The sequence below is a fragment of the Peribacillus sp. FSL P2-0133 genome, assembly GCF_037975445.1.
GTDB classification, from domain to species: domain Bacteria; phylum Bacillota; class Bacilli; order Bacillales; family DSM-1321; genus Peribacillus; species Peribacillus simplex_E.
In genome coordinates, this window is record NZ_CP150254.1 from 5,539,060 (window position 1) to 5,564,920 (window position 25,861).

The window sequence follows — 25,861 nt, forward strand, 5'->3', positions numbered from 1 at the left end:
ATCATTAAACAGACAGGTAAACCGACCATAAATTACCTCTAATTCCTCCAATAAACAAAAAAGACAATATTGGTTAGTTCAATATTGAAAACGAACATACTAAAACTAAAAACATTTCGTAAATATGTACGTCCTTCCATGTTGCCAGAATGGAAAGGGAATAGCAAAAACATGTTTCTTAATTGCAAAGAAGTCTCTTGACATCAAAGTGAACGCTTTCAAAACAGGCCGACTGTTTATACTTGCACTTCATAATCGGGCTATTAAATGTGAAGCGATAGATTGTGGCCTATACATGACCCATCTATTAACAGGGATTTATGATGCTCCTCTAGTTGTTCTCTCCTAAACGTGGTAAAATTGTGAATGGCTTATTCTGATTGCAGCAAGAATAATGAAATTTTTCTTATCATATCGTTATCTTTCATCAGCTTACTTAAAGTAATTTGATGAACTTATTTTTAAATGCCTTTCATTATAAATCATGCATTTCTATAGATACTTTATTATGCCCTGCTGAGTAAGACAAATTAGTCAACATTTTATTTTAGCTTAAAAAATAATATTAACAATAATCCTCAATGTAAAAAATTGTGGTTTATTTGTAAAAAAATTGTGGTTTATTTGTAAAGCTATTAAGTTATAATTAGTTAGAGAATGTCATTGCCAAAAAAATATAGGAATAAAACAAGCAGAATTGAAATGCTGGCTGCCTGTTTTATTGTTCCATTTCATATTCTAATAGACCAAATATATATTAATTTGATTGAATAACAGTTTAAGAGTCTTAAAGGAGGAATAAAAATGAAGAAAGTAATCACTTACGGAACCTTTGATTTGCTTCATTGGGGCCATATCAATCTATTAAAACGCGCTAAAGATTTAGGAGATTATCTGATCGTTGCCATTTCAACGGATGAATTCAATGCTTTAAAAGATAAAAAAGCTTATCATAGCTTTGAAAACAGAAAAATGATCCTTGAATCAATCCGTTATGTGGATGAAGTTATACCGGAAGACAATTGGGAACAAAAGAGGGAAGACATCGTTCGTGAGGGTGTAGATATTTTTGTAATGGGTGATGACTGGAAAGGCCAATTCGATGAATTATCCGAAGTTTGTGAAGTGGTCTACCTTCCAAGAACAATCGGCATTTCGACTTCCCAAATTAAAGATGACCTTTTACAAGTTACTAATGGCTAAAGAATTCGCGATAGGGATTTATCTTTTTTGTTTCAAAATTTTATTCTCTATCTTTAAGCTTTCCCCTTTATATGACAAAACGACCTTTGTCACATCATTCGGGGACAATTGCCAATATATCGCAGATGAAATGGACAAGCAGGACATTTCCGTTCAAAAAGTTTTTTTAATGAAATCGAGCAGTTCTATACAAGTTAAGGACGATGGGGAAACCATCGTCCTTCCGTTTGAATCAAAAAATATCATTGCCATGATCCGATCGATTTATCATCTGGCTACATCAAAATGGATTATCATCGATAATTATTTTGGCTTTCTTTCAGCTATTGCATTCAAAAAGCAAGTGACATGTGTTCAAGTGTGGCATGCGGCAGGGGCCGTGAAGCAATTCGGGGCAAAAGACCCGTCCATTCAAAACCGTTCAGCCGGTGCAAGGAAAAGATTTTTGGAAGTATATAAAAAATTTGACTATGTTACGGCAGGTTCAGAGATAATGGCCGGTATTTATCAGGAAAGTTTTCAACTACCGGCATCCCATATCCTAAGGACCGGAATACCTCGGACCGATTTCTTTTTTAATGATGAATCAAAAAGAATTGCCCGTAATGCTTTGCTGGCCAAGTATCCAGAACTTGAGCATAAGAAAATCATGTTATATGCCCCTACATTTCGTAATGACGGCTTGAACAACGGAGAGATTGCACTTGATTTGGAATTGCTCTACAAGGAACTTCAGGGCGAAAATTATGCGTTATTACTAAAACTGCATCCAGCTGTAAAAGCAGAGCATGATTTACAAGATAAATTCCCGGGATTCATTTACCCTGTAAATAGTGAATTTCACGTTAATCAACTGCTGATCAGTACGGATCTTTTAATTACCGATTACTCATCGATACCGTTTGAATTCTCTTTTTTGGGAAGACCCATGATATTCTTTGCATATGACTTAGAAAAGTATGTGCAGGAACGGGGATTCTGGGAGGATTACTCTTCTTCCATGCCCGGACCCGTGGTATCTACCACGGAAGAGATCTTAAGGGAAATACGTACCGCCGATCATTCATTAATGAAGATCGCTTCCTTTAACCAAAAATGGAATGAATACTCCACGGGAAATTCAAGCAGGGATTTAGTTGATTTCCTTTTTAAATAAAACCGCCCACTTCGTAAAACGAAGTGGGTTTTCATTTTTTTCAATAACCCCTCGATGTAGGCACACCCTAAAAACAGGGGGATTTTTACAGCAAATGACAATCGAAAACAGGAAGCTCCACAATGTGAAAAAAGACTCACAATATAGAAAATATTGTAGATTACAATACTCAAACCCCACCAATATAAACCAGTAAAATACTACTATTTCCCCCTTGTAACAAAAATGTAATATGGTTATTCCCATTTAATTTGTTAGAATAGGGAAAAAGACATATTAGAGGTGGAAAACCGTGAAAAAAAGTGTTGTCGCATTTTCGACATTAGCCATTTTATCTTCGACTTTTGTTTCTCCTGCCCTTGCCGGTACATATACAGTCAAAAGCGGTGATAACTTAAGTAAAATCGCCCAGAAGCATAATACGACGGTAAAAGACTTAAAACAGCTTAATAACTTAAAATCAGACTTTTTGAGAATCAATCAGAAATTAATTACACCCAACTCCACAACAACATCAAATGCTTCTTCTGTTTCCGTGAAGAAAACAAAGAAAACCACATATACCATTGTTCCAGGTGATACCTTAACCAGGATAGCAAACAAGCATAACCTTACACTTGCTGAATTGATGAAAATGAATAACTTAAAATCCGATAGAATTTATGCAGGCGCCAAACTTATCGTATCCAAATCAACCACCACTACTACCATTGATTTACCCGGCAGCAGCTCCAAACCATCCAATGTAACTCAGACCCCAGCCAATTCGTCTACATACATAGTGGTAAAAGGTGACACTCTTTCCAAGATTTCCAGAAAAACCAACTTGACCGTAGCCCAGCTTAAATCAATCAACTCGTTAAAGTCCGATTTAATTAGAGTGGGTCAAAAACTAAAATTAAGTAAATCGGCAAGCACTGCCCCTGCAGATAATAACGATGTTGGAAAAGTGGAAGCCCCAAGTTCGGGGAACAAAGTGGCCAAGCTCGTTTCCGAAGCAAAGAAATTAATTGGTACACCCTATTCGTGGGCGGGTGCCTCCCCATCAGGCTTTGATTGCAGCGGATTTATTTACTATACGTTCAAGAAGGCTGGGTATGAAGTTCCCAGGCTTTCATCTTCCACATATTATGATATGGGTAAAAAAGTTACTTCACCGAAAAGCGGCGATCTTATCTTCTTTGCAACTGGTTCCAATAAATCAGTGATAAGCCATATGGGAATCTACTTGGGCGGCGGGGAATTCATTCATGCCTCATCAAGTAAGGGAGTAACTATCAGTGCTACTTCAAACTCTTATTTTAAAAGTAAAATCATCGGTTATAGAAGTTTATAAGATTTTCTTGCCAGACTTTCCTCTTAAAGTCTGGCAATTTCATGTAAAAGAATCATAGTTTCTTTATCTCTGGGTTATACAATTTACGAAACATTCGAATGATTTGCCAACGAAGGAATTCGGTTTCTCTAGAATCCTTCGTTTTTTTGGATAAAAAAAGGAAAATATGCACTCTAACTACAAAAAGAAACTATTCTATTTTTGACAAAAAAAAGGTATAGTTAAAAATACCGACTAGGTACTTTTTCACACCTTCCATTTTGTGGGATGGTTAAGGGAGGAATATTAAATGAGATCCGAACATAAAAAAAAGAAAAAGAAACGCAAAACGTTTAAAATAATCGGCTTCACCCTTCTTATCCTTTTCATTGGCGCAGGTGTTTATGGCGCTTCAGTTTATCAATCATTAGCCGGTGCGATCAGCACCATGCAGGGTACAGCCCATAAAACGGATAAGCGGGTAGAGGACATAAAGTTCAAAAGCAAAGATCCATTTTCATTACTAATTCTTGGTGTGGATGAAAGAAAAAATGACTCAGGTCGATCAGATACGATGATCGTCATGACGGTTAATCCTAAAAAGGAATCGATTGAGTTATTGAGTTTACCGAGAGATACGCGTACAGAGATCATCGGTAAAGGTACAACTGATAAAATGAACCATGCCTATGCATATGGCGGAGTTGCCATGTCGATAAATACAGTGGAAGCCTATTTGGATATTCCGATTGATTATTATGTCAAAATGAATATGGAAGGCTTTCAGGATATTGTGAATGCCGTTGGTGGTGTCACAGTCGATAATGATATGGACCTTGCCTATAAAGGATATACCTTCAACAAAGGCACGATCGACTTAAATGGTAAAGAGGCCTTGATTTATTCCCGAATCCGTAAAGAAGATCCCCGCGGGGATTATGGAAGGCAAATGCGTCAACGCCAGGTTATCCAAGCTGTCATGAAAAAAGGGTCAAGCCTATCAACACTTACCAATTATGACGATATATTCGAAGCTCTAGGTAAAAACGTGGAAACCAATTTAAGTTTCAATGAAATGTTAAGTATCCAAAATAACTACAAATCATCCCTCAAAAATATTGAACAATATACACTCGAAGGTGACAATCAACGGGTAAATGGCGTTTGGTACAACATCGTTCCAGAAGATACAAAGCTTGAAGCCCAAAATCGTGTGAAAGCACATCTGGGATTATAATGAATGGAGGATGGCTTTTATCAGTCATCCTCTTTTTTTACCTTTTTTCCAATTTGTTTAAAGTAATCGGAACGTATCACTTGATCACTCAGATCGATCTCCTTTTGGTCTACAGGTGAAAATCCATCGACCTTGCCTTCCCCATTTATTTTCATTTGAGAACCATAATCCCCTTTCAATACCAAAGCATCACCCTCTTCGCCATTCAGCATGCTCTCTCCAAAGTATGAAGAACTCTTAATATTGAACAGATCATATAGAGTTGGTAGAATATCGATTTGGCCCGCTACCTTATCAATCGTTCTTCCTTCCATATCCTCCTGATAAATGATCACGGGAATGGGCATATATTTTTCAATCCACTCTTCATCGCTAATTTTACTGCCATAATACGCTTCAACCTCTTGTTTATCTTTTAAAAATAGGCCATCATGATCTCCGTATATGACAATCACGCTGTCTTTCAATTTCCCGTCATCCTTCAACTTCTTTATGAAATCCCCGATGGCGGAATCTGTATAATGAATGGCTTCAAAATATTTGGTCAGGTAACTGTTCTCTTTTCCAACTTCAGGCTTCAATGTTATCTGTTCATTCGGTAGTGAAAAAGGTACATGGCTGGTCAGAGTAACGAAAAAGGCGTAATAGGGATTTCGTTTATCTTTTAAGAAATCATAGCTTTGATTGAAGAAACTGCGGTCTCCCAACCCCATCGAAATCATCTCATCCTGCTGCATATCCTCTATGGAAAGATAGTCATCAAACCCTAGCGAGGGATATGCATGCTGCCTATTCCAAAAGTCTTCTTCATCTCCATGGAAAGCAAAACTTTGATAATCCGACTTCTTCAATTCCTTAGCAAGGCCCGGAAAATCATTATAAGGGAATCGAAAAAAGGTCGCACCTTGCTTTAAAGGAAATAGTCCGGTATTCACGATAAGCTCTCCGTCAGATGAATTTCCAAATACCGTCTGTGGATATACATGCGGGAAGTACATCCCCCCTTTCGCCAGTTCATTCATGAATGGCGTGACCTCCTGCCCGGCACTACTTTGAAATAGCGGAAACGCCTGTAAAGATTCCACCTGGATGATAATGAGATTCTTCCCCTCCAAGGATCCGGAATGGACATTTTCCTTTCTTTTCTTTTTATTGAAGTAATCAGAAACGGCCTTCTTTTCTTCCGAGGACATTCCATGCCTTCCCGAGTCAGTAAAATAGGCATACGTATCCAATGCGTGATGACCGATAGGGCCCCAGTTTCGCAAGAAGGTATTCGCCTCATAACGCCGGGTTATATCTACTTTGTCGATAAAGATATTCTTGACCGGCTTTAATCCTGCTATCATCAGGAATATTACGGCCGGCACTAGAGCCATATGCTTGAGGGGGTATTTTTTCTTCACAAATGATTCAGCAATTGGAATGCCTAACAGAAGAAAGATTGCATCCTTCATTTCCACCATACTGAATATACTTTCACCTAGCCCATTCAGATTACTTTTTTGCATCCACATATAGGACGTTATAGGTGTCGAATAATAACGATAAAACCAGATGTCCCCAAGGAAAAAGAGCATGATCGAAAGAAGGAAAACTGAAAAAATGATGCCCTTTACGATTCGACTCGTTATCCATTCCTTCAGATAGACAATAAAACCGGCAACACCGATGATTATCGTAATGATCCCAATAGAAAGATCGTTACCCATCCTATCATTCGTATAAATGAAAAGTATGGCGACGATTGAAAATGACAATATCTCAAATAGCCTCTCCTTCAATCGTTGATTCAGGTTATTCTTCATGCTCCTGCCACTTTCCTCTTCATTATTTCCAAGCCTTAGTTAAGCCTGATTGCGGAAGATTACTTATAAATATTACTTAGCGTTGCCATTTATGAGAAAATGCACACAGAAAACGGCATAAATATTTGGCACTAATGACTTCCCTAATAAACAAATAGCCTTCATCACTAAAAGGATGAGGGCTTTGCTTTGGCACTCCAGCAAAAAGCTGCCGGTTGCCGCCAGATCATGCGGTTGTTTTCCTACTTCCTCTTCCATTCAAAAGCAATCTTCCAACCTTCATCAGGAATCGATTCCGCCAACAAATCTCCTTCCTCGAATAAGAAACGCCATGGCATGCTTGAAAGTGCTGGAATCTCACCAAGCTCTGTAAGATCGAATGTCTTTTTTGCGAGGAATTTCCCATCTCCATCAACTAACAGTAAATCCACGATATCAAACCTGACAGCTTTCTCTATTGAATTTCGTAGAAAAGCCACTATGATTACATCATCTTCCACCCTGGTCAGCTTGATGCCGGATATTGAAATTTGGTTCGGTTTTAATGCAGGCAGCCTTTGATGGTGGAATTTATATACATATTCCTCTTGCTTGGAAATTTCCCACCCTTTGTGAAACATCAGGGCAGTATGAATGGTGTCATCCTGATTTAATAACTCATGTACATCTGAAGCTACATTATCCCTTTTTCCAAATAAACTCATCGTTCCTCACCCTCCAAAGCAGCTGCATCTTTCTGATTGCTTTTCATATATTCCATAAAACGGATGCTTATCTCCGACTCAATTTTACTTAATAGAAGGTTGAATTGACTGAGAGCCGCTTTTTCAAAAAGTGTATATGGGTCCTGCTGACCATATCCGCTTAAACCAATGCCTTCCTTCACACTGTTCATTTCATCTAAATGGTTCATCCAATTTGTATCAATATGCTGCAACATGAAAGCACGCAACTGGTTTCCCCATTCTGCATCGTTTTGAAAGATCATCAGCCTCAGCCTCGATTCCAATTCACTTAAAGCATCCAACGCTTTTCCTTCAATTTGGCCTTCTAAATCCTGAAAATCACTTGCCTGCCAACCTAACGACGGGAAAACAAGGGAAAGCTCTTCAATATAGGCAGAGGGATCAGGTTCCACCATATGTTCAGGGTAATATTTCACTGTAAGCCGAGTAATGTATTTTTCGATATATTCAAGTAAAATGGCCGACATCCGTCCAGGCTCCATATCAAGTATCCGATCTCTCATTGCATAGATGATTTTACTCTGCTCATTTAATGCATGTTCTAACTTCAATAAATGGTAACGGCTTGATTGATGCATCTGCTCTACCGTTTCCTGAACCATTTTTACGAATTTATCGGGTGCAGGGCTCAGCACCAATCCATTTTCATCCGTTTTGATTTTCTTGATATAACGCCCGATTTCTTCTTCATCATAGTAATCAAACAAATCATCTTCCAAAGAAATGATGAATTGTGTTGAACCAGGATCACCCTGCCGGCCGGAACGTCCTCTTAGCTGCATATCGATCCGACGGCTTTCGTGTCGCTCCGTACCGATAATATGAAGGCCGCCCAATTCCTTGACATCATTCGCAAGTAATATATCCGTTCCTCTCCCAGCCATGTTCGTAGCCAGCATCACTTGATTTTTTTGCCCGGCATTCGCAATGATTTCCGCTTCATCCTCTTCCGTCTTCGCATTAAGGATTTGATGTTTAATTTTCTCCTTCTCTAGTTGAAATGAAATTTTTTCAGATTGCTCAATGGAGGTCGTCCCGATCAGAATAGGTCTGCCTCCATCATGAATCCGTTTTACTTCCGTGACGATTTTGTTGATTTTGCTGGTTTCATCTTTATAAATCAAATCAACCTCATCAACTCGAATGATGGGCTCATTCGTTGGAATTTCAATGACGGGGAGCTGATATATTTCCTGGAATTCAGACTTTGATGGCATTGCACTGCCTGTCATCCCAGACATTGAATGATATAATCGAAAATAATTTTGGACGGTAATCATGGCCTGTGTTTCATTCTCTTCGGAAATCTCCAAGCCTTCTTTTGCCTCAATCGCTTGATGAAGCCCATCACTGAAGCTTCGCCCTTCCATCACCCTGCCTGTGAATTTATCGATGATTGCAACCTTACCAACGATGACAATGTAGTCCACATCCAATTTCATGATTGCATGGGCTTTTAGCGCCTGTGTAACATTATGTAATAACTCTTGATGTTCCATTCCATACAGATTGTCGATACCAAAGGCCTCTTCAATCTTTGAAGCCCCTTGATCCGTAAAAAAGGCAGACCTTGAATCGCTGAAAATCTCGTAATCATCATTTTCTATAAATGTCTTCATGATTTGTGCCGTGATCTGGTGAAGCTCGGTTCCGTCGCTTGCCCTGCCCGCAATGATTAATGGTGTCCTCGCTTCATCAATCAAGATGCTGTCAATCTCATCGACGATGGCAAATCGGTGTCCTCTCTGAACCTTTTCTTCTCTTCGGTAAACCATATTATCACGCAAATAATCAAAACCGAACTCTGTTGCCGTTCCATACGTGATATCTGCCGCATACGCTTCACGTTTTGCGGAAGGCCCCATTTGGGAAATATTCAAACCAACCGTCAACCCTAGAAATTCATGAATTTGTCCCATTAACTCCATATCACGTCTGGCCAAATATTCATTGGCCGTAATAATATGGACACCATTACCGTACAGTGCATGTAAATAGCTAGGCAAAGTAGAGACAAGCGTCTTCCCCTCGCCCGTATTCATTTGTGCGATGCCCCCTTCACTCAGGACAAAACCGCCTGCAAGCTGAACATCATGGTGCCTAAGATTCAATACTCGTTTAGAAGCCTCCCTCACGACCGCAAAAGCTTCGGCTTGTATATCCAATATATTGTCACCAGCATCCAATACGCTTTTAAATCTATCCTTCATTCCGCTTAATTCCAGATCTGAATAACTTTCATATTTACCCTCTAGCCGATTCACATCTTCTACCAACTTATAAATTCTCTTTAAGTCTTTAGAACCTTCTTTGAAGAACTTTTTCATACTGGATAGCATAGGGTTTTCTCTCCTATTAATTCAATTGAACTTTAGTTAAATTATATCAGTTAAATATTTACTGTTTATTAATTATCATAGAAATTCTTTCTTTTTTTGAAAGATAAATTACGTAAAAAGCGGCTGGATGCCCTTCCATTAAAAGCGCTAAAAAGATTAGCTCCATCCTGAATATCAGGGAGGGGTTTTTTTATCGATTTAAACAAATAATAGAAAGACTTTCACCCAATGGAGGATTACAGATGAATAAGAATTTCATTCATAAACTTGCACAGCCGCATCTCTTCGGATTATTCGTTCTTATATTTTGCCTTATTTACATGAGCTCACCTATTCAAGCAGAGACAAAAAACACCCCCAAGAATGTCATATTGCTGATTGGCGACGGCATGGGGGTAGGGGCCATAGAAATTGCCCGGCAATTGGAATATGGAAAGACAGGTGTTCTACATTTGGAACAACTGGAGCATGTTGCCCTGATGCGCACGTATTCCGCCAATAATTTCGTCACTGACTCTGCAGCAGGAGGGTCCGCGATTGCCACTGGTATAAAAACCAACAATGAATCTATCGGTGTCGATGCCAATGGTTCCGAGGTGGATAGTATATTGGATGCGTTTCAGAGCAATGGAAAAAAAGTGGGGATCATCTCAACCAATATGGTAGTCGATGCTACACCCGCTGCCTTTGGTGCAAGTGTTCCTAACCGCTGGACAGGTGGCGCAAATATCGCTAGGCAGCTATTTGATAACCGCATCGACGTCATTCTCGGCGGAGGTGCCAACTATTTCGAGGCGGATAAGCAGAATGGCAAGGATTTAATCGCTAAATTTAAACAAGCTGGCTATGGGATTACGACGACGAAAGAAGAACTTAGCTCCATTAATAAACCGGAAAAACTTTTAGGGTTATTTCACCCTACCTATATGAATTTTAAACTGGATAAAGAAGTATTACATTCTCAAGAGCCATCCCTGCCCGAAATGACATCCAAAGCGATGGATATTTTATCAAGGGGTGATAAAGGATTCTTCTTGATGGCTGAAGGTGCGCGTATTGACCATATGGAGCATGCAGCCGATATCACTGGAATATGGAAAGAAACGATCGAATTTGACCAAACCGTGAAAGAGGTTGTAAATTGGGCAAAAAATCGAAATGATACATTGATTGTTGTACTTGCAGACCACGAAACAATGGGGATCTCCGCTTCTGAAACAATGGATATCACTGCATTGAAAAAAATCAGGGTTTCATCTGAATATATGTCCAAACAACTTACATTCGATAAAAATAATGAAATCAATCCAGAAAGTGTCGTTTCCACATTCAAGAAGTATGCACATATATCTCTTACGGATCAGGAAGTCGATCAATTCATCGATAACGTAAGAAAGAATAGAACGCTTGTCTATCCACAACATCAAATCGATTGGGAAATCGGAAGCACTATCGCCAGGCATCATAAGGCGGGTGTAGCTGATCGAAGCATACGGGCGGCCAGTTCCACAGGAGGGCACACAGCCAATATGATTCCCATTTTCGCCTCGGGTCCAGGCAGTGAAGCCTTCGATGGAGTCCTTGAAAATACGGATATTTCGAAAATCATCTCAAAAGCCGCCGGTGTTCCGTTCACACCCGGTCAGCATAAAACAAAAGAGGAATGAATACATTCAGTCCTCTTTTAAAATTCTATCTAAATTAACTGGATTTTTTCCGTATACATTTCTATTGAGGTCGTTAAAACAAAGTTTTGGGGCATTTACTTGTGAGTTTGGCGCATTTACTTGTGAGTTTGTGCTTTACTCGTGAGTTTGCTCCTTTTACTCGTGAGTTTGGCGCGTTTACTCGTGAGTTTGTGCCCTTTACTCGTGAGTTTGGGCCTTTACTCGTGAGTTTGGGCCTTTTACTCGTGAGTTTGACGCGTTTACTCGTGAGTTTGCTCCTTTTACTCGTGAGTTTGACGCATTTACTCGTGAGTTTGGGCCTTTTACTCGTAAGTTTGCGCCTTTTACTCGTGAGTTTGGCGCATTTACTCGTGAGTTTGTGCCCTTTACTCGTGAGTTTGCTCCTTTTACTCGTGAAATTGCGCTTTACTCGTGAGTTTGGCGCATTTACTCGTGAGTTTGGCGCATTTACTCGTGAGTTTGGCGCGTTTACTCGTGAGTTTGCGCCTTTTACTCGTGAATTTGGCGCGTTTACTCGTGAGTTTGCGCCTTTTACTCGTGAATTTGATGAAGAATCTAAATACCATTTATAAAAAAAGACGCCATAATTGACGTCCTCCCCATTCATTTCTTTACATGTTTTTTTAATACATAACCAATTTGGCTTCCCTTTTTCACTTTATACCATTCATCTTGTTGAGCTAGGATTGTTACGGCTTGGTCCCTGTATAGTTTCCCGACCGTTTCAGAAGATGCATTTTTATTTTCTTTAATATATAATTCGCTTGCTGTCACTATTCCCGGGGTCTTCCTAATGGAGACTTTCGTTGAAATGGATTTCTGATTGTCACTCTTATCCTTAGCGGAGATTGTCACCGTATACATCCCGTTGGATATATTTTTGAAATCCCAGGTTGCCGATTGGCTGCCTTTATGGAACTGCCTTTCAGAAAGGATGCCAACAACCTTACCTTTACTGTTTTTAATTTCCACTGTTACATTAGCGTTTTCATTAATTGTATAGGTTATGTTCGCTTTCTCGGTACTATAATCACCCGATGTATTGACATCGGTTATTTTCGGTGCCGACGTATCTTTACTGATCTTAATCGCCATTGTGGCCAAACCTTCATTCCCGCTTCGGTCCATTGCTGATATTTCTGCTTCATATGTACCGTTACTTACCGCTTTTGTGTTCCAGATTGCAGAATGGGTACCCTTTTTCATTGTTTGGTCACGGACTGGGGTAGCTAAGGCTTTCCCTTTACTATCTTTAATCGTGAGTGTTACCACAGCATCTTCTTTTAGGGAGTATGTGATTCCAACCTCATCATTTAAATGATCCGTCTCCGCTTTCATGTTTACTGAATTCGGTTCCGCCTTTACGACAGGTTCCGTTTTAGATCCAGCACCTGGTCCATATTCCTTTTCTATAGTTGTGTCAGGATAATAAAACCACAAAATCTCTTGATATGATTGGCCTGCTTCCGCTCTGTTTTTCGCTCCAAACTGACTTAGTCCGACACCATGCCCATATCCTGATCCTTCAATAGAGATTTTGGAAGGATTGGTAGATGAATGGTCAACCAAATAGCTTTTCATCACCTCTTGCCCCACCATGCCCCTGATTTTGGAAGCCGCTACATTAGTAAGCTTAACCGTTTGCTGCAAAAGTTTCCCCCTGTCATCAACGAGATCTCTTACATAGAAATTCAGTTGGATGGAGCCTTTCGTTACACGGCCTCCCGTTTTTTCATCTGTAAATGTTAACAAGGGAATCTCCGTTATTTTAATATCTTTATTCGCATATCCATTATTCTTCAGCCAAACCTTCAGCTTCGGCACAACCGTTTTATCTTTTTCCTCTACACTTGCCCACCATTCTTCCGGTTTAGATAAATCCATTTTTGACAGGTCGATTTGCTGCTTGTCCAGCATTATCTCCCAATTGGTTTTCGAATCATAGAGATCTTCTTTTATAGATAAATATCCAAGGGGGTTGCCACTTGTCCAAACATTTGAATTCGATTCGGTCATTCCTCCATTGCTTGAGGAAAAGAACGCTTCGATTATTTCGCCATCATGTTTGATTACCATGCCCTTTGTCTGTTCAATGGCTGAATTAGTTCGATAGTGACCGGCTGCCCCGCCATATACTTGGTAAGAAACCGTATCATCAATTATTGCGGATTGATGGCGAAGTGCATAAGTCCGGGCGGCAATCGCCTGTGCCTTTAAGGCCTCGGCATGCCATAGAGCGGGCATCTCCAATGGGACAACGCCCTTCAGATAATCTTCCATGTAAACATGATTGATTGGCCGGATGTAACCGTCCTCCGCTGTAAATGAAAATGAGCCAAGATACGGACGGCCGTTTATGGACAATGAAGCATCAGGTTTAACTGGCATAACCTTAAAGGAAGCATAAGATCCCGTTTTCTTAAAACCTTTGTATACAGCAAGTTTACCCGACTCCACTTTCAAAGTCAGATTTTCCCCCGCCTTAATGAATATCTCTCCCCCTGAAGTACTGTAGTCCCCGGTTGCCTTTATTTTGACGCTGGTTCTATTCCCCAAATAATTCTTCAGTTTCACTTCCATCGTTGTATTCTCTTCCGCTGCCGTTGTTTCATGAGAAGGAAATGCAAAAAAAATGATAAAGAAAGCGATAAACAAATACCTTAAACTTCTCATTGCTTTTCATCCTCATTCCTATTCTATTTATCTTTCAAAGAATTTTGAATTAATCCTGTTCAATCCATTGGCATGGATAACGGCCTGGAAGATGTCACAGCTGCAGAAACCCCTGATGGATTTCAGGACCACCTGGATCGCGGGCTTACTTGCAGGTACTCTTTTTACATTCTGTATGTACGACTCATTATCCTTCAATTCCAGCTTTATTGTCTTAACAAAATGGAATCCTCAACATGTGAAAAAATAAAAGCAGGACATGTAAGAAACCATGTCCTGCTTTTTAATGGTAAATGCTTGCTGCATTTTTACCCATTTCTGATGGATGACTTTTTTCTTTACTTCAAATACTTTTTCAACACCGGTTTCATATGATCGACAACGACATGGCTGCCGCCTCGTCCTTTTACATCTTCCATCATCCATGCCATGAGAAGTTCCGGGTCTTCTGTGTCCATGGCAACAAACCAGCCATTTTCTGTTCCGTCAGCATTTTTGGATGCCTTGATTTCGGCAGTTCCCGTTTTGGCAGCGATTTTGATGCCAAGATCATCTATTCCATGTCCGCTTCCCTTAGGATGTTCCACCACTTGTGTCAGCATCTTGGTGATCTGATTTGCTTGGTCTGCTGATATCGCATTTTCTTTCCATATTTTCTTTTCTGTTTTATCTCCTGTTATTAACGAAGGTGTCAGGATGTTTCCTTCATTCAAGAAGGCTGAATAGGTCATGGCGAGATGTAGCGTGCTCATTTGGACTTGCGCTTGACCATATCCGGCATCTGCCAAGCGTCCCTCACTGTCGATCTTACCGATGCTCGATGCTTTGATTGGATAATCGTAATTCAAAGACTCATCAAATCCGAATGCCTTGAGTCCATTTGTGAATTTTTCCTTTCCAAGCCCCAAAGCTTTTTGGGCAAAGTAAATATTGTCTGAATAAATTAATGCCTTTTCCATATCGATTGGAACACCGGGGTCCGACACCCTTGTAATGGAATGATCTTTCCATGTCGATTTGGCCCACGTTTTCCCTTGGATATTGATCGACTCTTTCGGATCCACACCATTTTCCAAAGCGATTGCCGCAGTGATGGCCTTAATGGTTGATCCAGGTGCAAACGTCGAACTGAAGCGGTTCAAAAGTGGTTTTTCCGGGTCTTCTTCAAGCGCTTTTTGTTCCGCTTTTGTTATCCCGAAAATATATTTATTAGGATCGAATGACGGACTTGAAACAAGTGCAAGCGTTTCGCCTGTCATCGGATCAATTGCCGATGCCGATCCAGTTTCGTCCTTATATTGCTCGAAGATATCCTTTTGAAGCTCGGCGTCGATGGTCAAGGTAATTGTTTCTCCCTCTTCAGCAGGCTTTTCAGCAATCACTTTTTCTTCACCATCTTCGGTTTTAATAAAGATTTTACCGCCAGGTTTACCTTTAAGCCGTGCTTCCAACACTTCCTCAAGACCTCGCTTGCCAATAACGTCACTTGCGGTATAACCTTTTCCTTTCAATTTCTCCAGATCTTCCGCCGATGCCTCACCGACATATCCAATTAGATGGGCAGTAGCGTCTTTATATGGATATATACGCTCTTCCGTATTATTGACAGATACACCGGCAATGCTCAATAGCTTTTCCAAGGTTGCGGCATTATCATTTGACATTTTCTTGATGGGCACGAAATAGCTTGGCTTTACCCATGATTGTTTTAATTTCTGATTCACTTCGTCGGTGGACATATTGAGGATTCCAGCGACCTTTTTAACCGTTTCGGAGTCGTTGGCCATTTTCTCTGGCACGATCCCCACTTCTGCTACCGTTCCATTCATGGCAAGGCCGCGTTCATTTCGATCGACAATTTCACCGCGAATGGCTGGATACGATTCAACCGATACCTTCTCTCCAGCTTTCAATTGTGGGAATATATAGCTTTCATCCCACTTGATGTACCAATTTTCTTCCTCGCCTTCCCCTTCCTTGACAAGTGTCGCTTTATGGTCAGAGCTGACAGCACCAGCCATAGTGGACATGTCAACGGTATATGAAAGGCTTACCTTTTCTCCATCTTTATGATTTTTCTCTTCTTTAGGCTGTTTATAGTCCACCTTTAATTGGTCGGCTTCTATGCCCGTATAGATTTTTTCATAACGGTTCGCAAATTCATCCGCACTGATTTCTTTCTTTGTCTCAGGTGACAGATACTCGTACATTTTTGCAAAATCTTGTTTATTCCAAAGCTTCGTGTATGCCGCAAAGCGATCTTCAGGACTTGGCTCATCCGAGCATCCGGCCAGAAACAATACGCTCATCAACAATAAGCTGGAAACTAAAACTAGTTTCTTCATGATTTCCTCCTAATGAATAGTTAGAATGATATACCTATAGTTTAGCAAAATATTAGGGGAATGGGGGATTTTGCACGCCGAATTTCTTCATTTTTCTAATTGACCATGTTTTTTCTAAAACAAAAGTCCTGTACATAGTGTACAGGACTTTTATATTAAAGCATTCTTTTTTTTCGGCTTTTTTTCTCTTGCAGCCATTTTTTCAAGAAGAAAAAGCCCAAGATACCCGAAATGATTAGACCGCTAGTCGTAACAATGACAGCTACCCACTCGTATAAGGTGTAATTCATGTACGCTTTCCACGGCAATTTCCCTTTCCAATCTTCAATATATAGATTCATTCCGAATATCCCGGAAACAACCGTATAAATCGTTAATATTTGCAAGAGATAATTACTGCTTTTCCCAGACAGTTTATCTTGATTTTGATAAAGGTAGGAAAGTGTTTCCTTCACTTCTCTGTAGAGAGCGGAAATCCTGAAGGCTTCATCCGTTTTTTTGAATAGCTCCTTACCGATTGCCGTACTATTGACTTCAGTGAATAAGTACTTTGCAGAAAACTGAGTGATCATGAAAATCAACTGTTCCGTATCCGATTGATCTTTTTCCACATCTATCTGGGAATGTTCATGAGCCAATTTAAGCAGTACGATTTTATAATAGAAGAAAAGCAACACTGTATAAAAATGCTGGCCATACATTTCACTTGCCAGTTCCTGTTCCAATTTACCTGTCGCTTTCGTGACACAAGCGAAATGATACATGCTAGTTACATAATAGGTTTCCTTGCCCCACCTGTCATATACCCTTTCTTGATAATACTTTTCTATATAATCGGGGTTTATTGCGCCAATATATGGCTCACCATCATTGTCATACCCGTTCAGCTCACTGATGCGGAATAAATCATTTTTAGTGATATCACGATTCTCAGGGAATGCAGTATAGCTGACCACGTACATTCTTTCATCGATGAAGAAGGGCAAACTGCCAAAATAAGTCGGGTTCGCTTGTTCTTCATCCATATATTCCTCAATCGGCGGCAATAGTTCATTGAAGATGAAATCCCTCACCTGTTCATATTGATTTTCACGACAGCTTACTTTCGTTTTTTCTTCATCATCAGCAATCGGTTCGAGGATTCGGAATGTATCGCCAAAATAGAGCACATCATCATATGAAAGCCCTTCAGGCAAAGTAATGCGAAGATTCATCATGCCAATATGAAATGGGCATATGAAGATATCTATAGAGTTAATAATAAATGGGGTATTTAGATAGGGTGATTCGAAGGTACACTCAATATCCAGTTTTTTCGTGAAACGCCGCAAGCCTTCCTTCTGTTTTGCATTACCCGGAAATAAAATCGGTTCGATGTATGGCATGAAATACTTTTCCAATTTACGGTGAGAAACTTTATGGCCACCGTAAAATTGATTTTGTTGTTCCATATCTTTCAAGTTCAAAAAAACGAAATTGTCCTCAAACAACTTTTTCACAAACTTTTCAATCATATTTCCTTCAAGCGCAAATGGAAAAATGTACTGCTGGAAAGTTCGCTTTGTGGGATCATTCTTTACTTTCGCAACCATAAAATATATTCCTCCGATTAAACCAGCGATAAACATAGGTTTAATTCATCTGTTTCTTATATTTACCCATGTATATACAAACAAAACGAAACATATTGTAGAAATAAAGTGGACAAATTATCCATATAGAAAAAGATCCCCCAAGCAAGTGCTCGGGGGCCATCGAAAAGAGTTCTGCAACCCTCTTCACTTTAGGGTACTAGAAACTGATGTTTCTAATGAAAAATCCGATATTCGGACCATTTTAGCATTTATTTAAAGTATGATAAAACACGAAATTCCTCCATATTTAGGCATTACCACTCATTATTATCTAATTAATCCTTATATACAGGGATTCCCAGAAGAAAATATAACTATAGGAATAATAACGAAAATTTTTTTGTTCATTATTTTTTCCCTTTATCATGAAAATCACGTTTTAACTAATGAGAAATGGGTAAATAAAAAAAAGCAAAGGAGAGACATCATGAAATCCGATAGCAATAAACAACACTTTAAATTTTTTGAAAGAACAAATAACGCTAAACCAAGTGAACGGAAACAAATGAGCGATTTCATCAAAAAGAAGATGAATGCTCAACACTCTCATTTAAATGGTAAAAACTCATGACGGGTTGGATGTCATGAGTTTTTATCGTTTAAAATGCGATTTCATTTCCCTGAAGGTTGTGCTTTACACATTTCTTGATACCGATTACATTCAAAAAATGTTTAATTTTCTTCATCGAGGTTGCCTGATATTCATCTACAATGGAAAACTCTCTAATATAAGCGATTTTTTCTTGTATATCTGTATCTATATGATCTTGGCTGTATTCTTTTTGATCTGATTTTTTGCATGTGTACACCACAGCTTCACCAATATTCCTGGTTGCCTTATCAAAATAAAAAGAAAACACAATGGCACATTCATCATCGTAAAAAGAGGGTTGAACTTTCATATTAATATCCATCGTTAAACTTACACCTCTCTCCGTTTTGTTATTTACACTATAACAAAATCATTAAAAGGAAATAGGCGTTACAAACTACGCTCACGTTTCTTCCGCACCTAACAAATGGACTTTACACTCCCCATTCATAGATAATTATAACTACAGGAATATGCGTAAAAGAATAATCATTTAATAATAATAAAAAAACATCTTCTAATGAAGATGCTTGAATGATTGATAGGGAAGCTTCAGTACTTATTTATATAAACCTGGAAGTTCTGCGTAAAGGCCTGGTAATTCGCTTGGGACAATAACAAAAGCAGCGATGATAAGAAAAGATACGACTAATGCTTTAGTACTTTTTTTCATAGGTCATTCCTCCTTTTCTTTTAAAAAAATATTGGTTAAAATAGAAAATAATTCTATAGTTATATTTAACCACACTTCTTAAAACCATAAATTTCGACTAAAGATTCTATTTAAACCGTTCAGGACCTGTACATACCGCTTTCACCGATTTTTCATGACAAAATATAACTCTAGGCATATTTTAAGGAGAATCAAAATGGATTTTTTTGCAGTTGGACAAAAGATCAAAGAGCTACGTAAACAAATCGGGCTTTCCCAGGAAGAGTTGGCATCCGGTATTTGTACACAAGCACAGATCAGCAAGATTGAAAAAGGCGATGTCTATCCATATGCATCCACCCTCTACTTAATTTCCCAACGTTTAGGCGTTGATGTGAACTATTTTTTCGATATTGGAATGACCCCTAGGCTGGATTACGTTGAAGAAGTGATTTATCAATTAAAAATAGCCAGAAGAACCCGAAATTATGAGGAAATGCAGCAAATTGTAAAGGCTGAGGAAAACAGTCCCCTATTTCTTCAGAATAAAAAGAATCATCAATTGATTCTTTGGCACAAGGGAATATACGAATATGAAAAAAATAAAGATTTAGATAAAGCCATAGAATTCATTAATCAGGCCATCGCCATTACTCATACGACCGACAAAATATATTCGGAACGGGAGCTTGAAATCTTAAGCAGCCTTGGTGTAATGTATGTTGCCGAAGAACAGTACGAAAATGCATTCGCCTTGTTAAGGAAAGCTTTAGATCACTTGAAAGCCCTACCCTTTTTGACGGATAAAACGCTAAAGACACGCCTATCCTATAATTTTGGCAGAGTGTTAACACGCCTGGTCCGATATGAAGAGTCCATTGCCTGCTGCCAAGATGCCATAAAGTGGTGCCTCGAACATGATCAATTATATGCTTTAGCTGATTTACACTACCATTTAGGTTACAATTTTGAACTCATAGGTAACTTTGAAGAGGCAAAAGAGTACTTGGAAAAGTCAGCGTTTCTATTCAATTTACAAAAGAATCATACCTTTGTTACATTCATAAACAAAAAGTTAGACAGTTGGAAGAATGAAATGAAAATAAATTAATTCTATATTTTTGGCCATTCCCATGGGAATGGCTCCAATTTTTTAAGGAATGTACAATTTGAACGTTGCCTCCAGGCACCCGCTCCAGTCAACTTTGTTTTAACTTTTATATAGAACCCCATTTGCCTACAAACTGAGCCATTCACCAGGAATATGTATAATTTCACACGCATCATTTTCAAAACCTCCATTCTACATTTTAAATTCCAAGCCAAAATGAAGTATAATAAAGAGATGCTTCAAAAAACGCACATTAATAAAAGGTTCCAGCCCCTCATCACTTAGTTTTGTGAAGCGTGATGAGGATGAAGGATTTCAGGCATGGTTAACGTTAATGCCAGTTATTCCTGTTTATATCCGAACCGCTTATATTCAAGGGGATTTTTGACGATATTGACTTTTACAGGGTTTTTATGAATATACGGCTAGAAGCAGTGATGGTTTGTTCGATTAAATGTTTTAGAACGTAAAGAGAACGCCCATGGAAAAAGCCCGGCAATCGATCCCGGGATGTAATATATGCACGGCCCAAGAATAACCGGGGGCGGGATTACGATAAGTTAAAGAACTGATGGTTCATGATCATACAAAAAATATAAATTTTGGTAAACAGGGCTTGTCCCTGAAGGAGGAGAGTATGGAGCGGGAGTTGTTGTTAGTTGGGGAGCGGCTGGCGGAATTTTTGGAGGCCGGGGATCCGGAAGATTCGGATGTGGTGAATCAAGGGCTCCAGTTATACCGTCAGGGGCTCGTCGATATTAAAGAAGAAGCGGTGGATACGATTGCGGCTGAGGTACAGGATGGGACACGCTTTAGGGCCAGGCTGAATCTGCTCTTCCCTCAGGATGGAAGCTGTACATGTGATTCAAGGTTCATATGCCGGCATCAAATGGCCGTTTTCTTTTCTGCATATTCTGAACACGCTAGTGTTTCCGAATGGCTGAGCGAATGGAAAGCACCAAAAAACACCTCAACTGCCCAAGCACTGCAGCAAGTCAAACGGGCAAGTGAATTACTTAAACAGGCGGCGGGGAATTCCATCATCTTAGATAAAAGCTACCCATCATGGAAGCAATTCGTCAATGATGCCTTTGCGGAACATGTCGAGCCCCATATAGGCGAGGCTACTTATATGATTGAAAATCATATACAAACTTACTTTAAACGCCTTAGCTCAAAAGCTCCAATGGAAAGGGAATGGAAGTTGCTTTATCATTTCGTTACGCAATTTTGCACGATGCAGCAGACACTAAGAATGATTCAGCTGCATAAAAGTGAGACGCAAACGATCAGGGTCTTTTATGCACTTGCCGTCGACCTGGCAGAAGAGCTGCATGAATCGGTACAGCCGCTTAGCAGGCAAGCGAGGCCCTTCGCCTTTGATCCATTCGTTTTCAGCATCAAGGAAGATGTAGCTAAACTACTGGATGGAGGAGAAGGCCTGGAATACGAAAAGATCGACCTCTACCGGGAGATATGGAGCTACTTATTCTCCAACTCCTCATGGCGTAAAGAGGAACTGGAACGAATCAATAAAGAACTTCCCGACAAGTATATTGGCACCACTGAGAGGACGTCCTATTCCCTCGCAGCCATTCACCTATCCCTTTTGGAGAGCCATGATAAACAAGCGATTGAGTTTCTTCATGAATTGAAGAAGGAAGCCTGTCCATACATTTTTTATTGGCTGAATCTCCTGGCTGAATCTGACAACCGGTCACGTGCCATCCCTTTTATTGAATTCATCAATAATAATGTCCAGGAATTCCTTGCCGGTTTATCCGATTATTATAAACGGGTAGATTTCGTCCGAACGTTCACGACTTTAATTAACAGTTGCTGTTATAAATTAAAACGGACCGATTTGCTTGAGAAATTTTACAGGGCCACCCTTCCGCACAGCTATTGGAACTATGCAAATTTCCTTTTTGAACAAGGACAATATAAAAAATGGGTGGAGATGCATATTTACTCAGAAATCAGCATTGACTTAATCAGCAGTGAATCCATCAAAGAAGTGGTCTCAAAAGAACCGGAACTAATCCTGCCCCTTTATTATCATGCGGTCCAGGAAAAAGTTTCTTTGAAAAACCGGCCTGCTTATAAGCAAGCTGTCCGTTATTTGAAAAGGATGCGCACCATTTATAAAAAGAGCAAAAAGGAAGACGTATTCGATCGTTATATACTTTATGTAGCAGATTCAACCAAACGGCTTCGCGCTTTCCAAGAAGAACTAAAAAGGGGTAAGCTTATCGATGTTTAATCCAGGGAAATTAAAAATCAAAATAGCGGCTCTCGAAAACGGAACTTACGCCCTTGGTGTCGTCAATGAAGAGAATACCTTCCTCACTACGAATCATATACGCAGGCTGTTATTCAACTGGGATGACGCAAGCTTTTATGGTACTAAAATGACTACGGATATAGTGGATGGAAATCAAGTATTCATTCTTGACGCTTGGGGACTTCTCAACTTTTTTGCTAGGGAAAGCTTTAACTCCTTCATAGAATGGGAATGGTCCGAGTTATCCTCCCTTTGCCTATCAGCAGCGCCCGTTCTTCATGAATCCATTGAAGCCGGAATCCCCGTACCGGATTTCACTAATCTTCAGTTGGACTCCATCGGCTGGAAGCTGCCGGAAGAAGTGGAAGAGGAATTCGTCCCTTCCTTTTGGGAAGAAGAAATATCTTTGGATCTCCCTTCACCTGAACTGGAAACAAACCGTACTTTTATCGAAAAGTGGTATAACGGTGCCGCTAATATGTATTTAAAAAACTATTCACCCATGCAGCATAAATGGAGTGAAGCCGTCGGGGCATTAAAGGATACACGACTTTCTCCCGAAGAATTGCAGGCCTTTTTTGACAAAGACAGCTGGCAGGAATGGCTCGGTACCCTGCCCGATCCCAAGCCATTCACCATAGGTCTCCGTTTAACTGAGCCTCCTGATGGCAATGGGCCTTGGATTCTCGATGTTACCCTTCGTTCAAAAAGGGATGAGAATATCCTTGAAACATATACAGGAAAAAAACTGCCGCGCGGCTGGAATAAGTATGCAAGTGAAGTGGTGCGTGCTACGAAACGCTGGCAACTCGTCGTGCCATGGCTTGGGGAGAATGGCCGTCTGAAAAGGGAGATTTCGGAAACGGATGCATGGGAGTTTCTGACCGACGCAAGCGAAAAGCTCCTGTTTCTTGGCGTCGAAATTCTCCTTCCATCGTGGTGGCTTGCCTTGAAGGAGTCTTCATTGAAGGTCAAGGCGAAAGTGAAGAGCCAATCGAACCGCGGCCCGTCTTATGTCGGGTTAAAAGCTTTAATGGACTTCGATTGGCGTTTCTCATTAAATGGCAAAGAGCTCACCGAGGCGGAGTTCGAGGAGCTCGTCAATGAAAAAAGGCGGCTTGTCTTCATCCGCGGCCAATGGGTCAAGCTTGATCCAGCTTTCATTAAACAAATTCAGGAGCTGATGGAAACAGCTAATGAAAAAGGCATCCAATTGACTGACTTGCTGCAGCAGGAACTGTTGAATGGCGTAAATGAAGATGGCGATGACGATTCTGAAAACGACGAAATGCTTCGGATTCAATTTGAATTGAACCAGGAGCTCCGTAAAATGGTTGGAAGACTCCGGGAAACCAAAAACATATCCATCCTGCCCGTCCCTAATGCACTTCAAGGTGATTTACGCCCCTATCAAAAACTGGGCATGAGCTGGCTCCTTTTTTTAAGGGAGCATGGTTTTGGTGCTTGTCTAGCCGACGATATGGGACTTGGAAAAACCGTCCAGATGATTGCCTACCTACTTCATGTGAAAGGCAAAGAAGGAGTGAGTAAAGAGCTCCCCACTGCCCCCAGGGTTAAACAAAAAAGTGAACCGATCATTGTCGAAGAGGATAGTAGCACAGAGAGCAGTGATGAGGCTGAGATCATTGCCACTACCCCCGAATCCGTCTCTGTACAATCGTCGCTCATCGTCTGCCCGACGTCGGTCCTGGGCAACTGGCAAAAGGAATTGGAAAAATTCGCACCTTCACTTAAAGTTCACCTTCATTACGGATCGAATCGTGCTAAAGGTGAAGCATTTACTAAACTGGCAGCCGATCATGATATTGTCTTAACATCATATGGACTGACCCACCAAGATGTGGCTGAACTGACCACCATCCATTGGAGCAGCGTTATCCTTGATGAAGCACAAAACATCAAGAATGCTCAAACAAAGCAATCCAAAGCGGTCCGCAAGCTAAACGGCAGACATCATATCGCCTTATCGGGTACGCCGATGGAAAACCGTTTAAGTGAGCTGTGGGCGATTTTCGACTTCATCAACAAAGGTTATCTTGGAACGCTAGGTCAGTTTCAGGAAAAATATGTGGCGACCATTGAGCGTGATGAACAGAAGGATAAAATCAAGGAATTGCAGCGTTTGATTCAGCCCTTCTTGCTTCGCCGTACAAAACGCGATAAAGAAGTCGCTCTTAATCTTCCGGATAAGCAAGAACAAAAGGAATTCGTACCGCTTACCACCGAGCAAGCATCGTTGTATGAACAACTGATAAAAGATACATTCACTGATATCGAACAACTGTCTGCCTTTGAAAGAAAAGGCATCATCCTCCAGATGCTGAATAAGCTCAAGCAGCTTTGCAATCATCCAGCTCTTTACTTAAAAGAGACGGAGAAGGAAAACATCATGAAGGCACCTAACCGATCAGGCAAACTCGAGAAGCTGACCGAGATTATCGATGCTGTCCGCGAACAGGATGAAAGCTGTCTCATTTTCACACAATATATCGGGATGGGCAATATGATTAAAGAATTGCTGGAAAAACGATATGGCTTTGAAGTGCCATTCCTGAACGGGAGTGCGAACAAGAAGCAGCGTGATGAAATGATCACCCGATTCCAAGATGGGGAATTCCCCATCTTCATACTCTCGTTGAAAGCGGGCGGCACTGGACTTAATCTTACAGAAGCAAACCACGTGATTCACTATGATCGCTGGTGGAATCCGGCTGTTGAAAATCAAGCCACCGACCGTGCTTACCGAATTGGACAACAGCGTTTCGTTCACGTTCATAAGCTAATCTGCACAGGGACCCTGGAAGAAAAAATCGACCAGATGCTTGATAAAAAGCAAGCCCTGAACGACGAGATCATCAGCAGTGACAACTGGATCACCGAACTTTCCACAGAGGAAATCAAGGACTTGGTTGCTCTTCAATAACCCGCTCTCACGATATGAAGATGAATGAGGGCAGGTTGTTAGCTACTCAGGACAAAAAAAGGGGAGAATGCATATATGATATGCATTCCCCTTTTTTTATACATAAGCGTCTGTAACTTTTAAACCCTTGAATA

Annotated in this window: 18 protein-coding genes; 10 read left to right on the forward strand and 8 right to left on the reverse strand. The window is 40.3% G+C overall.

The window, feature by feature from the left end; all coding sequences use genetic code 11:
* Positions 1 to 804 precede the first annotated feature (804 nt).
* The 4 genes from tagD (at position 805) to MKY17_RS26840 (ending at position 4,911) form a co-directional block, all read left to right on the forward strand.
* Positions 805 to 1,203, forward strand: coding sequence for a glycerol-3-phosphate cytidylyltransferase (tagD, locus tag MKY17_RS26825; RefSeq protein WP_057278149.1), 399 nt, complete (start codon positions 805 to 807; stop codon positions 1,201 to 1,203).
* Positions 1,196 to 2,359, forward strand: a complete 1,164-nt coding sequence (locus MKY17_RS26830) for a CDP-glycerol glycerophosphotransferase family protein (protein ID WP_179891067.1) — start codon at positions 1,196 to 1,198, stop codon at positions 2,357 to 2,359. The genes tagD and MKY17_RS26830 overlap by 8 nt, the downstream gene beginning before the upstream one ends.
* 292 nt (positions 2,360 to 2,651) lie before the next feature.
* Positions 2,652 to 3,695, forward strand: coding sequence for a peptidoglycan endopeptidase (locus MKY17_RS26835; protein ID WP_098371608.1), 1,044 nt, complete (start codon positions 2,652 to 2,654; stop codon positions 3,693 to 3,695).
* Between the two features lie 289 nt (positions 3,696 to 3,984).
* Positions 3,985 to 4,911 (forward strand): LCP family protein, encoded by a 927-nt coding sequence (locus tag MKY17_RS26840; RefSeq protein WP_098371609.1) that lies wholly within the window; start codon positions 3,985 to 3,987, stop codon positions 4,909 to 4,911.
* A 20-nt stretch (positions 4,912 to 4,931) separates the two neighbouring features.
* Here the strand turns inward: MKY17_RS26840 and MKY17_RS26845 are convergent, their stop codons facing one another.
* From MKY17_RS26845 to secA, 4 genes are all read right to left on the reverse strand, one after another.
* Entirely contained in the window at positions 4,932 to 6,719 is a 1,788-nt protein-coding gene (locus tag MKY17_RS26845) for an LTA synthase family protein (protein ID WP_098371610.1), read from the reverse strand.
* A gap of 72 nt (positions 6,720 to 6,791) precedes the next feature.
* Positions 6,792 to 6,977 (reverse strand): hypothetical protein, encoded by a 186-nt coding sequence (locus MKY17_RS26850; protein ID WP_098371611.1) that lies wholly within the window; start codon positions 6,975 to 6,977, stop codon positions 6,792 to 6,794.
* Complete coding sequence (locus MKY17_RS26855) at positions 6,962 to 7,423, reverse strand: SLAP domain-containing protein (RefSeq protein ID WP_098371612.1); 462 nt, start codon at positions 7,421 to 7,423, stop codon at positions 6,962 to 6,964. The genes MKY17_RS26850 and MKY17_RS26855 overlap by 16 nt, the downstream gene beginning before the upstream one ends.
* Complete coding sequence (secA, locus tag MKY17_RS26860) at positions 7,420 to 9,804, reverse strand: preprotein translocase subunit SecA (RefSeq protein ID WP_339201126.1); 2,385 nt, start codon at positions 9,802 to 9,804, stop codon at positions 7,420 to 7,422. Before secA ends, MKY17_RS26855 begins: the two co-directional genes overlap by 4 nt.
* A 242-nt stretch (positions 9,805 to 10,046) precedes the next feature.
* On the opposite strand from secA, the gene MKY17_RS26865 reads away from it, so the two are divergent.
* Together MKY17_RS26865 and MKY17_RS26870 are read left to right on the forward strand one after the other, a co-directional pair.
* Positions 10,047 to 11,471 (forward strand): alkaline phosphatase, encoded by a 1,425-nt coding sequence (locus MKY17_RS26865; protein ID WP_339201128.1) that lies wholly within the window; start codon positions 10,047 to 10,049, stop codon positions 11,469 to 11,471.
* A 101-nt stretch (positions 11,472 to 11,572) separates the two neighbouring features.
* Complete coding sequence (locus MKY17_RS26870; RefSeq protein WP_339201129.1) at positions 11,573 to 12,064, forward strand: hypothetical protein; 492 nt, start codon at positions 11,573 to 11,575, stop codon at positions 12,062 to 12,064.
* A 31-nt stretch (positions 12,065 to 12,095) separates the two neighbouring features.
* Here MKY17_RS26870 and MKY17_RS26875 read toward each other — a convergent pair whose 3' ends face one another.
* The 3 genes from MKY17_RS26875 to MKY17_RS26885 form a co-directional block, all read right to left on the reverse strand.
* Entirely contained in the window at positions 12,096 to 14,165 is a 2,070-nt protein-coding gene (locus MKY17_RS26875) for a SpoIID/LytB domain-containing protein (protein ID WP_098371615.1), read from the reverse strand.
* 338 nt (positions 14,166 to 14,503) lie between these two features.
* The gene (locus MKY17_RS26880; protein WP_098371617.1) at positions 14,504 to 16,510 is read right to left on the reverse strand and encodes a penicillin-binding transpeptidase domain-containing protein; all 2,007 of its coding nucleotides are present in this window, start codon (positions 16,508 to 16,510) and stop codon (positions 14,504 to 14,506) included.
* A 155-nt stretch (positions 16,511 to 16,665) separates the two neighbouring features.
* Complete coding sequence (locus MKY17_RS26885; RefSeq protein ID WP_098371618.1) at positions 16,666 to 18,102, reverse strand: hypothetical protein; 1,437 nt, start codon at positions 18,100 to 18,102, stop codon at positions 16,666 to 16,668.
* A gap of 469 nt (positions 18,103 to 18,571) precedes the next feature.
* Between MKY17_RS26885 and MKY17_RS26890 the strand changes: the two genes are divergently transcribed.
* On the forward strand, positions 18,572 to 18,715 hold the full coding sequence (locus MKY17_RS26890) for a hypothetical protein (protein ID WP_179891068.1): 144 nt from the start codon (positions 18,572 to 18,574) through the stop codon (positions 18,713 to 18,715).
* Between the two features lie 28 nt (positions 18,716 to 18,743).
* On the opposite strand, the gene MKY17_RS26895 is transcribed toward MKY17_RS26890, so the two are convergent.
* A complete protein-coding gene (locus MKY17_RS26895; protein ID WP_098371619.1) occupies positions 18,744 to 19,058 on the reverse strand; it encodes a hypothetical protein in 315 nt (104 codons plus the stop codon).
* Between the two features lie 547 nt (positions 19,059 to 19,605).
* Here MKY17_RS26895 and MKY17_RS26900 point away from each other — a divergent pair.
* From MKY17_RS26900 to MKY17_RS26910, 3 genes are all read left to right on the forward strand, one after another.
* Complete coding sequence (locus MKY17_RS26900) at positions 19,606 to 20,499, forward strand: helix-turn-helix domain-containing protein (RefSeq protein ID WP_098371620.1); 894 nt, start codon at positions 19,606 to 19,608, stop codon at positions 20,497 to 20,499.
* 637 nt (positions 20,500 to 21,136) lie between these two features.
* Positions 21,137 to 22,762: a hypothetical protein gene (locus MKY17_RS26905; protein WP_098371621.1), complete on the forward strand. Its 1,626-nt coding sequence runs from the start codon at positions 21,137 to 21,139 to the stop codon at positions 22,760 to 22,762.
* Positions 22,755 to 25,727 carry a DEAD/DEAH box helicase gene (locus MKY17_RS26910; RefSeq protein WP_098371622.1) on the forward strand — a complete coding sequence of 991 codons (2,973 nt, stop codon included), beginning with the start codon at positions 22,755 to 22,757 and terminating at the stop codon, positions 25,725 to 25,727. The genes MKY17_RS26905 and MKY17_RS26910 overlap by 8 nt, the downstream gene beginning before the upstream one ends.
* Positions 25,728 to 25,861 lie beyond the last annotated feature (134 nt).

What these genes read in the sequence shown, in the direction of transcription:
- tagD (WP_057278149.1), top strand. Translation starts at nt 805, where the DNA reads ATGAAGAAAGTAATCACTTACGGAACCTTTGATTTGCTTCATTGGGGC.
- MKY17_RS26830 (WP_179891067.1), top strand. Translation starts at nt 1,196, where the DNA reads ATGGCTAAAGAATTCGCGATAGGGATTTATCTTTTTTGTTTCAAAATT.
- MKY17_RS26840 (WP_098371609.1), top strand. Translation starts at nt 3,985, where the DNA reads ATGAGATCCGAACATAAAAAAAAGAAAAAGAAACGCAAAACGTTTAAA.
- MKY17_RS26845 (WP_098371610.1), bottom strand. Translation starts at nt 6,719, where the DNA reads ATGAAGAATAACCTGAATCAACGATTGAAGGAGAGGCTATTTGAGATA.
- MKY17_RS26850 (WP_098371611.1), bottom strand. Translation starts at nt 6,977, where the DNA reads ATGGAAGAGGAAGTAGGAAAACAACCGCATGATCTGGCGGCAACCGGC.
- MKY17_RS26855 (WP_098371612.1), bottom strand. Translation starts at nt 7,423, where the DNA reads ATGAGTTTATTTGGAAAAAGGGATAATGTAGCTTCAGATGTACATGAG.
- secA (WP_339201126.1), bottom strand. Translation starts at nt 9,804, where the DNA reads ATGCTATCCAGTATGAAAAAGTTCTTCAAAGAAGGTTCTAAAGACTTA.
- MKY17_RS26865 (WP_339201128.1), top strand. Translation starts at nt 10,047, where the DNA reads ATGAATAAGAATTTCATTCATAAACTTGCACAGCCGCATCTCTTCGGA.
- MKY17_RS26875 (WP_098371615.1), bottom strand. Translation starts at nt 14,165, where the DNA reads ATGAGAAGTTTAAGGTATTTGTTTATCGCTTTCTTTATCATTTTTTTT.
- MKY17_RS26880 (WP_098371617.1), bottom strand. Translation starts at nt 16,510, where the DNA reads ATGAAGAAACTAGTTTTAGTTTCCAGCTTATTGTTGATGAGCGTATTG.
- MKY17_RS26885 (WP_098371618.1), bottom strand. Translation starts at nt 18,102, where the DNA reads ATGGTTGCGAAAGTAAAGAATGATCCCACAAAGCGAACTTTCCAGCAG.
- MKY17_RS26890 (WP_179891068.1), top strand. Translation starts at nt 18,572, where the DNA reads ATGAAATCCGATAGCAATAAACAACACTTTAAATTTTTTGAAAGAACA.
- MKY17_RS26895 (WP_098371619.1), bottom strand. Translation starts at nt 19,058, where the DNA reads ATGGATATTAATATGAAAGTTCAACCCTCTTTTTACGATGATGAATGT.
- MKY17_RS26900 (WP_098371620.1), top strand. Translation starts at nt 19,606, where the DNA reads ATGGATTTTTTTGCAGTTGGACAAAAGATCAAAGAGCTACGTAAACAA.
- MKY17_RS26905 (WP_098371621.1), top strand. Translation starts at nt 21,137, where the DNA reads ATGGAGCGGGAGTTGTTGTTAGTTGGGGAGCGGCTGGCGGAATTTTTG.
- MKY17_RS26910 (WP_098371622.1), top strand. Translation starts at nt 22,755, where the DNA reads ATGTTTAATCCAGGGAAATTAAAAATCAAAATAGCGGCTCTCGAAAAC.